General features: G+C 65.0%; 9 protein-coding genes. 6 read left to right on the top strand and 3 right to left on the bottom strand.

The annotated features are described in order from the left end of the window. The first annotated feature begins 16 nt into the window (after positions 1-16). A complete protein-coding gene (locus R3280_RS14940) occupies positions 17-409 on the top strand; it encodes a VanZ family protein (protein ID WP_318999411.1) in 393 nt (130 codons plus the stop codon). A gap of 477 nt (positions 410-886) precedes the next feature. On the opposite strand, the gene R3280_RS14935 is transcribed toward R3280_RS14940, so the two are convergent. Beyond that, positions 887-1,534 (bottom strand): class I SAM-dependent methyltransferase, encoded by a 648-nt coding sequence (locus R3280_RS14935; protein WP_318999410.1) that lies wholly within the window; start codon positions 1,532-1,534, stop codon positions 887-889. Positions 1,535-1,663: 129 nt separating this feature from the next. Here R3280_RS14935 and mnmH point away from each other — a divergent pair, with 129 nt between their 5' ends. The 5 genes from mnmH (at position 1,664) to R3280_RS14910 (ending at position 6,238) form a co-directional block, all read left to right on the top strand. Continuing rightward, positions 1,664-2,773: a tRNA 2-selenouridine(34) synthase MnmH gene (gene mnmH, locus R3280_RS14930; RefSeq protein ID WP_318999409.1), complete on the top strand. Its 1,110-nt coding sequence runs from the start codon at positions 1,664-1,666 to the stop codon at positions 2,771-2,773. Between the two features lie 77 nt (positions 2,774-2,850). Beyond that, the gene (locus tag R3280_RS14925; protein ID WP_318999408.1) at positions 2,851-3,684 is read left to right on the top strand and encodes a mechanosensitive ion channel family protein; all 834 of its coding nucleotides are present in this window, start codon (positions 2,851-2,853) and stop codon (positions 3,682-3,684) included. A 205-nt stretch (positions 3,685-3,889) separates the two neighbouring features. Further along, positions 3,890-4,468, top strand: a complete 579-nt coding sequence (locus R3280_RS14920) for a YbaK/EbsC family protein (RefSeq protein WP_318999407.1) — start codon at positions 3,890-3,892, stop codon at positions 4,466-4,468. 101 nt (positions 4,469-4,569) lie between these two features. Further along, positions 4,570-5,868, top strand: coding sequence for an FAD-dependent monooxygenase (locus tag R3280_RS14915; protein WP_318999406.1), 1,299 nt, complete (start codon positions 4,570-4,572; stop codon positions 5,866-5,868). Between the two features lie 4 nt (positions 5,869-5,872). Further along, a complete protein-coding gene (locus tag R3280_RS14910; RefSeq protein ID WP_318999405.1) occupies positions 5,873-6,238 on the top strand; it encodes a histidine triad nucleotide-binding protein in 366 nt (121 codons plus the stop codon). On the opposite strand, the gene R3280_RS14905 is transcribed toward R3280_RS14910, so the two are convergent. After that, on the bottom strand, positions 6,239-7,081 hold the full coding sequence (locus R3280_RS14905; protein ID WP_318999404.1) for a DUF2059 domain-containing protein: 843 nt from the start codon (positions 7,079-7,081) through the stop codon (positions 6,239-6,241). It lies immediately after the preceding gene. 124 nt (positions 7,082-7,205) lie between these two features. Beyond that, positions 7,206-7,724, bottom strand: a 519-nt coding sequence (gene phoU / locus R3280_RS14900; protein WP_318999403.1) for a phosphate signaling complex protein PhoU, incomplete at its 5' end; no start/stop codon positions are given.

The raw sequence follows: 7,724 nt of genomic DNA, 5'->3' as shown, positions 1-7,724 counted from the left end.
GCCGTAAGGCCCTGTCATGCCCAAGCTGTTTACCCGCCTGCTGGCCAGGCGCTGGCCCTGGCGCCTGGCTCTTGCCATCTCGGTGGCGGCGATCCTGTTCCTGGCAACCACCAGCCAGACCCATGCCGTGCCCGCCAGCTTTGGCGACAAGTTCAATCACCTGATCGCCTTTGTGGAGCTCACCCTGCTGGCCAGGCTGGGCTGGCCCCACGCCCGGCCGCTGCTGGTGGCGACCCTGGTGCTGGGCTTCGGCCTGCTGCTGGAACTGCTGCAGGCGCCACTGCCCTACCGCAGCTTCTCCCTGCTGGACCTGGCGGCGGACGCCGCCGGTATCGGCCTGGGCCTGGCGCTGTCGCCCTGGCTGCTGGCCCGGGCACAGAGAGCCCCGGGGCGCCCCTCAGCGGATTAGAGTGTTTCGCCCGCATCTGTGTAGGAAATATCTCACAAAGATGTAGGAATTATCGTCGAGATGCTGTGCGAAGCACCGATTCCGGCCATTGGGAATTTTCCAGACCCATGTTTCGCAAGTCATTTTTGCAGACCTCGGTTTTCCAGTCGGGCATTTGCTGACAGCTGTCACAGGTTTATCAAATCTGCCTTGGTATAGTGAGCGCGTCAGGGTTGACAGGGATAAGGACGACACCAGGGAGGTTCCTCACAGGAACGTGAGGGGAAGCAGGGACGGCACGGACGCTCTGCTTAAGGGAAACCTAATTCGGATCGCTGGCTCGGATGCCGGCGCCAGGGAGTTGGCGCAGGGACAAGACTGCAACAGGACCGTTGCACGGTGTTCACAGGGACGCGACAAACTGTTCTGACAAAGGGCAACCACTGGTTGTCCTTTTTTTTGCCTTCAGAGAACCGGCACCGTGTTCCGCGGTGGGCCTCAGGCCCGGTAGATCCGCACCCGGTTGAACTCCTCGAATTCATTGAGATCCGGCGCAGTGCGGGCCTCGATCACCGCCTGCTGGCGGTAACGGGCGTCGCCCAGGTCCCGCACCCTCGAGTCCGCAAGCACCACACCGGCTGCGGCCTGGCAGAACTCCGCCAGCAGCGGTTTGTTGTCGCTGTCGTAGAGCACATCCGCCGCCAGAATCAGATCCAGCTCCTCGGGTCGCTGTGACCAGTGATCGCAGACCGCCACGGTGACGCCGTTGAGGGCGGCGTTTGCCTGGGCGGCCGCCCGCGCCGCCGGGTCCAGATCGCAGGCAATGGCCTGCCGGGCACCCGCCAGCATGGCGGCAATGGCGACGATCCCCGAACCCGACCCGAAATCCAGCACCCGCCTGCCCTGCACCAGCTCCGGGTTGGCCAGCAGATGGCTGGCCAGGGCCTGGCCACTGGCCCAGCAGAATGACCAGTAGGCCGGCTCGGCCACCACCGCTTGGGCCTCGTCGTGGCTCAGGGGGCCGTCCAGGGTGGCGGGATCGAACAGGTAGAGTGGTATGTCCGGGCAACCGGCTGGCCGGGTCACCACGACCCGACCCCTGCTAAGGGTATGGCGCAGGTACTGATTCAGGATTTCTGGGGTCATCCGGGCCTCACGGTGATAATAGCAGCCGGCATTCTACCCCCGCGCCGCCGCCCGGCCCATGGCGGACGGGCAAAAAACAGCCAACTCGGGTATACTCGCCCGCCTCTGAATGCATTGATGGATACCCCGATGAGTCCTCGTCCCGACACCGCCGACTACCTGTCCCTTTTTCTCCAGAACGTGCCGATGATGGACGTGCGGGCGCCGGTGGAGTTCCAGAAGGGCAGCTTTCCCGGAGCAGTCAACGCGCCCTTGATGAACGACGACGAACGCCATCGGGTGGGTCTCTGCTACAAGCAGAAAGGTCAGGACGCCGCCATCGAACTGGGGCACCAGCTGGTAGCCGGCGACATCAAGGCCGCCCGAATCGAGGCCTGGAAGCGTTTTGCCAGTCGCCACCCCGGGGGCTATCTGTTCTGTTTCCGCGGTGGCCTGCGCTCCCGCCTGAGCCAGCAGTGGCTGCGGGAAGCGGGCGTCGACTACCCACTGGTAGAGGGTGGCTACAAGGCGATGCGGCGTTTCCTGATCGACGAGATGGAGGCCCGTATCGCGGACCTGGACTTCCGTATCCTCAGCGGCCGCACCGGCACCGGCAAGACCCGCCTGCTGCTGGAGCTGCCCAACCCGGTGGACCTGGAAGGCATGGCCAATCACCGGGGCTCGAGTTTTGGCCGCCAGGTCACCCCCCAGCCCAGCCAGATCGATTTCGAGAACCGGCTGGCGGTGGCGCTGCTGAAGGCCGCCCACCACCACGATGGCCCCGCCTATCTGGAGGACGAGAGCCGGCTGGTGGGGCGCTGCTATCTGCCCGACAGCCTCAACCACCGCATCGCCACCAGCCCACTGATGATCCTGGAGCGCCCCCTGCACGAACGTATCCAGATTATCCGTGAGGATTATGTGGAGGGGATGTTGGCGGACTACATCGGGCGCGATGGCGGCGAGGCCGGGTGGCACAACTTCCGGGACTACCTGCTCAACGCCCTGGACCGTATCCGCAAGCGCCTTGGTGGCGAGCGTCACCGGCAATTGCGGTTGATCATGAACGCCGCCCTGGACGAGCAGGAAGCCAGTGGCGATGCCCGCGGCCATCATGAGTGGATCCGGGTGCTGCTGACCGACTACTACGATCCCATGTACGATTATCAGCTTGACCAGAAGCAGGCCCGCATCCTGGTGCGCGGCAGCGCCGAGGAGCTTAGAGCCTGGGCCATGGTCCGGCAGCGGCAAACGGCCTGATAGGGGGGCCACAACCGCCGCCGGATTCTGCTATAAACACCGACAACCAGAACGCTTTGACCTGATAAGGAGTAGGTATGGAAGAGTTTTTCGCAAGTGACGGCCAGGCTGCCGAACTGGCACAGCAGGGTATCGCCATGGTGATGACCTACGCACCCAAGGTGCTGCTGGCGATTGTCACGCTGGTGGCCGGCCTCTGGCTGATCAAGCGGTTCATCAACCTGCTGGACAGGAAGCTGGGGGAGAAGGACCCCACCCTCAACAAGTTCGTCTGCGGCCTGATCAGCGCCATCCTGAAAATCCTGCTGTTCATCTCGGTGGCCTCCATGGTGGGTATTGCCACCACCTCCTTCATCGCCGTCATCGGTGCCGCCGGCCTGGCCATTGGCCTGGCCCTGCAGGGCAGCCTGTCGAACTTCGCCGGTGGCGTGCTGATCCTGGTGTTCAAGCCCTTCCGGGTGGGTGACACCATCGAGGCGCAGGGCTACCTGGGTGCCGTGGTGGAAATCCAGATCCTCTACACCATCATCAACACCTTCGATAACCGCCGCATCGTCATTCCCAACGGCACCCTGGCCAACTCCAGCCTGGTGAACGTCAGCATCTACGACACCCGCCGCTGCGACCTGATGTTCGGCATCCACTACGATGACGACATCGACAAGGCCAAGGCGGTGATCAAGCGCCTCATCGACGAAGACGAGCGCTCCCTGGCGGAGCCGGCGCCGAGGATCGCGGTCTCCAGTCTCGGCGACAACTCGGTGAACATCATGGCCCGGCCCTGGGTCAAGACCGATGACCTCTGGCCCTACTACTGGGACATGCAGGAAAAGGTCAAGAAGGCGTTCGACGAGGAAGGCATCACCATTCCCTTCCCCCAGCGCGACGTTCACATGTACCACGAGAAGTAGCCACACTCCCGCCGGAGCCCCCGGGCTCCGGTCCCGCTTCGGATTTCGCGAGCCCGGTCTCAATCCGGGCGTTCGCTTTCTCGATTACCTCGGCTAAGCTGACAGACAACCTTGTTGAAAAGGCCGCGCTCGCGCGACCGCAGGCCCCGGGCTATCCGCCGGAGCACCCGGGTTACGCTGTCATTGCTGGTAGGAGGTTGTCACTATGCCGGTACAGCAGTTAACGCAATTCCTCGACGCCTCGGGCACGGAGTACATGTGCCTGTCCCACCCACCCGCCTTCACCGCCCAGGAACTCGCCCGCCACGTCCAGATTGCCGGTGACAAGGTCGCAAAGACCGTGATCATCGAACTGGATGGCAAGATGGCCATGCTGGTGATGCCAGCCACCTGGCGGGTCCGCTGGGAACGCCTGTCCCAGGTACTGGACACCGATTTTGTGCAACTGGCGGACGAGCAGGAGTTCCAGGACCGCTTTCCCGACTGCGAAGTGGGTGCCATGCCGCCCTTCGGCAACCTGTTCGGCATGTCGGTCTACTGCAGTGAAGCGCTCAGCGAACAGCCGGAAATGGCCTTTGCCGCCGGCACCCACACCGAATCCATTCACATGAAAACCAGGGATTTCCTCCAGCTCGTGCAGCCGGTAGTGATCCAGCAGGGCTTTATCAAACCCGGCGGCCGCAAACCGGCCTGGCTGGCCAAGGGCAATGGCCGGGCCCGGGTCGAGGTACTGCCGGACGGCAGCCGGGAGCGGCCAATGGCCCGCAGCTATCCGTCCCGCTGACTTGTCTGGCGGCCGCCAGCCGCTAAACTAGGGAGCTCTTCCGCAACCCCCGGACTGCCTGTGGCAGGCGGGGGCTCCCTGGGCCAAGGCAAGGAACCGGCATGACGCAGACGCTAGATATCGTGGTGGTAGGGGCCGGCATGGTGGGGGCCGCCCTGGCCACCGGCCTGGGCCAGGCCGGCCTGCGGGTCGCCCTGGTGGATCGGGCGCCGGCTCCCGAGGCCGACACCCGCCGCGAGCCGGACCTGCGGGTGTCCGCCCTGAGTGTGGGCAGCGAGCAGTACCTGCGCCGGCTCGGGGCCTGGTCCGGGATCGAGCAGCAGCGACTGACGCCCTACCGACGGCTGTCGGTGTGGGACCAGACCGCAAGTCCCCTGTCCGCCCTGGGCCGGACCCCACCCCGAACCACCTTCTCGGCCGCCGAGCTGGGCGCCAGCCATCTGGGCCACATCGTGGAGAATCGGGTCACCCAGTACGCTCTCTGGCAGACTGCTGCCGGCCAGGACAGTGTCACCCTGATACCGGAAGATGCCATCGTGGCCATGACCGAGGCAACGGATCAGGTGGAAGTCATTCTGGAAAGCGGCAAGCGCCTGAACTGCCAACTGGTGGTGGGCGCTGACGGCGGTAACTCCCGGGTGCGGGAACTGGCGGGCATCGGCATCAGCCGGGACCAGTACCAGCAGCAAGCGCTGGTGGCCTCGGTACGCTACACCGGTCCGGTGCAGGACATCACCTGGCAGGCGTTCTACCCCAGCGGCCCCCGGGCCTTCCTGCCGCTTCACGGCGACGGCCCCGAGAGCTGGGCATCGCTGGTGTGGTACGACGATCCGGCCGTCCTGGCGGAACTCAAGGCCCTGCCCGAGGACCAGTTTCTGGCCCGCGTACAGCAGGCCTTTCCCGCCGACCTGCCGCCGCTGACCGCGTTGGCCGGTCGCGCCAGCTTCGCCATTGCCCGCCAGCACGCCAGCCAGTATGTCAGCGGCCGCGTGGTGCTGGTCGGGGACGCTGCCCATACCATCAATCCGCTGGCCGGCCAGGGTGTCAACCTGGGCTTCCAGGACGTTGAGTGCCTGCAGGGGCTGATGCGGGAAGCCCGCCGCGCCGGCGATGACCTGGCGGCACCCCACCGGCTGCAGTCCTACCAGGACCAGCGCCGGCCCGCCAACCGGCGCATGATGCTGACCATGGATGCCTTCTATTACCTGTTCAGCAATCGTCTGCCGCCCCTGCATCTGGCCCGCAATCTTGGCCTGGGCCTGGCCCAGCGGCTGCCGTTTGCCCGCAACCAGGTCGCCCGCTACGCTATGGGTCTGGCACCCGAGACACCGCCGGGTCTGGCGGGGCTGCTGTCCAGGCTACCGCGACCGGGCTTCATCAAATCCCAGAAAGGATCCTAGAGCGATGGCAGAAACCCTGTTCGACAAGATCATCAACCGCGAGATCCAGGCCGACATCGTCTACGAGGACGACCAGTGCCTGGCGTTCAAGGACATCAATCCCCAGGCGCCGGTGCATTTCCTGGTGATTCCCAAGAAACGGATTGCCACCATCAATGACATCGAGCCCGAGGACCGGGAACTGGTGGGGCACCTGTTTCTGGTGGCCGCCAAGGTAGCCCAGGAGATGGGCTTCAGTGAGAAGGGCTACCGCACGGTGATGAACTGCAACGACGACGGCGGCCAGAGTGTCTACCACATCCACCTGCACGTGCTGGCCGGCAAGCCCCTGGGCTGGCCCCCCTACACTGACCGGCCCAAGCAGGTCTGATCAGCGCGAAGCCGGGCCCAGCAGGCGGGCAAGCCCGACGGCGATGGCGTCGATGGGCTCGAGGATCGCCTGCTGGACCGACTCGGTCGCCACCCGGTTGAAGCGGTCCCCGGCCTCGGTCTTCATGAAGCGGATGTACTCCCGCAACTCCTCGTTGCTGAGCTGCTCATAGGTGTAGAGATAGCCGGCATAGACCTGCTGCTCCACCATACCCCGCAGCATGGTGCGCTGGCTCTCCACCCGCTGACGTACGACCTCGGTATCCACCACCGCGCCGTTGAAGGCGGCCATGGCGGTGGCGAAACCCACCTGTATGGCAACCGCGGTGTCCACCGCGCTCTCGGTGGCCCGCGAGGCACGGTCGAAGTCGCTGAACAGCCGGGCCCGCTCGCTGCCCTGATAGCGGGACACCAGGGCCGACCCCTGCTCTTCGATCACCCGCCAGGCCGCGGGCATGGCGGCGCGGGCCTCCAACGCTGCGACCTTTTCTCCCAGGGGGCTCTGGTACCAGTCGTTGACCCTGGCCAGGGCCTGCTGGCTCATGCCCTGATCCAGATCCTGGGCCACCTGGCGGCGCATGCGGGTGCTGTCGAAGGCCTGTGTCATCATGCCGCTGATGCCCGCCTTGACGATGGGGTTGAGCTGGCCGGTCTGGCTCAGGCCCTGGCTGATGCCCTCGGTCATCATCTTGGGATACTGGTCAATCACCACGCCCAGAGCGGAATTGCTGATCACCGAATTGGCCAGCTCGGAGGCCTGCAGACGGGTACTCAGGGCCAGCGCCAGACAGAGGCCAAGCAGGCCGGCCATCAGGCGTGGGAAGGGAACAGGGGTATTGAACATGGGGAACTCCAGTGAGCGCGGCATCAAGTGCCCTTATGCCACGGCACCGGGGCCGTAACAAGCGCGGGAGTTATAAAAAACGGACAGGTTTGGCCGGCCCCGGCGATGCCAGGGCCGGCAGGCCTCAGCGGCCGACGATGCGCTCGGCCTCTTCCACCGGGGTATGGCGGACGTCCTCACCCTTGGCCATGAAGATCACATGCTCGGCCAGGTTGCAGGCGTGGTCCCCCACCCGCTCCAGGGCCCGCAGGACCCACATCACCGACATGCAGCGGGAGATGTTGCGGGCATCTTCCATCATGAAAGTGATCAGGGTGCGGGTCGCTGCCTGGTATTCTTCGTCCACCCGCTTGTCTTCCTTCATGACCCGCAGGGCCAGCTCGGAATCCAGCCGGGCGAAAGCGTCCAGGGCATCCCGGAGCATGCTCAGCACGTGCTGGCTGATGTGGCGCACTTCCACGTAACCGCGCGGCGCCTGGCCTTCTTCCGCCAGGCCGATGGCGAACTTGGCGATCTTCTTGGCCTCGTCCCCGACCCGCTCCAGGTCCGCCACCATCTTGATCACCGAAATCACCAGCCGGAGGTCGCGGGCCGCCGGCTGACGCTTGGCGATGATGCGGGTGGCTTCCTCGTCGATCTCGAT

Source organism: Marinobacter sp. (assembly GCF_033722195.1).
In the GTDB taxonomy this organism is placed as follows: Bacteria; Pseudomonadota; Gammaproteobacteria; order Pseudomonadales; family Oleiphilaceae; genus Marinobacter.
The sequence above is the reverse complement of the archived record's forward strand: the minus strand, read 5'-3'. Positions and strand labels throughout refer to the sequence as shown.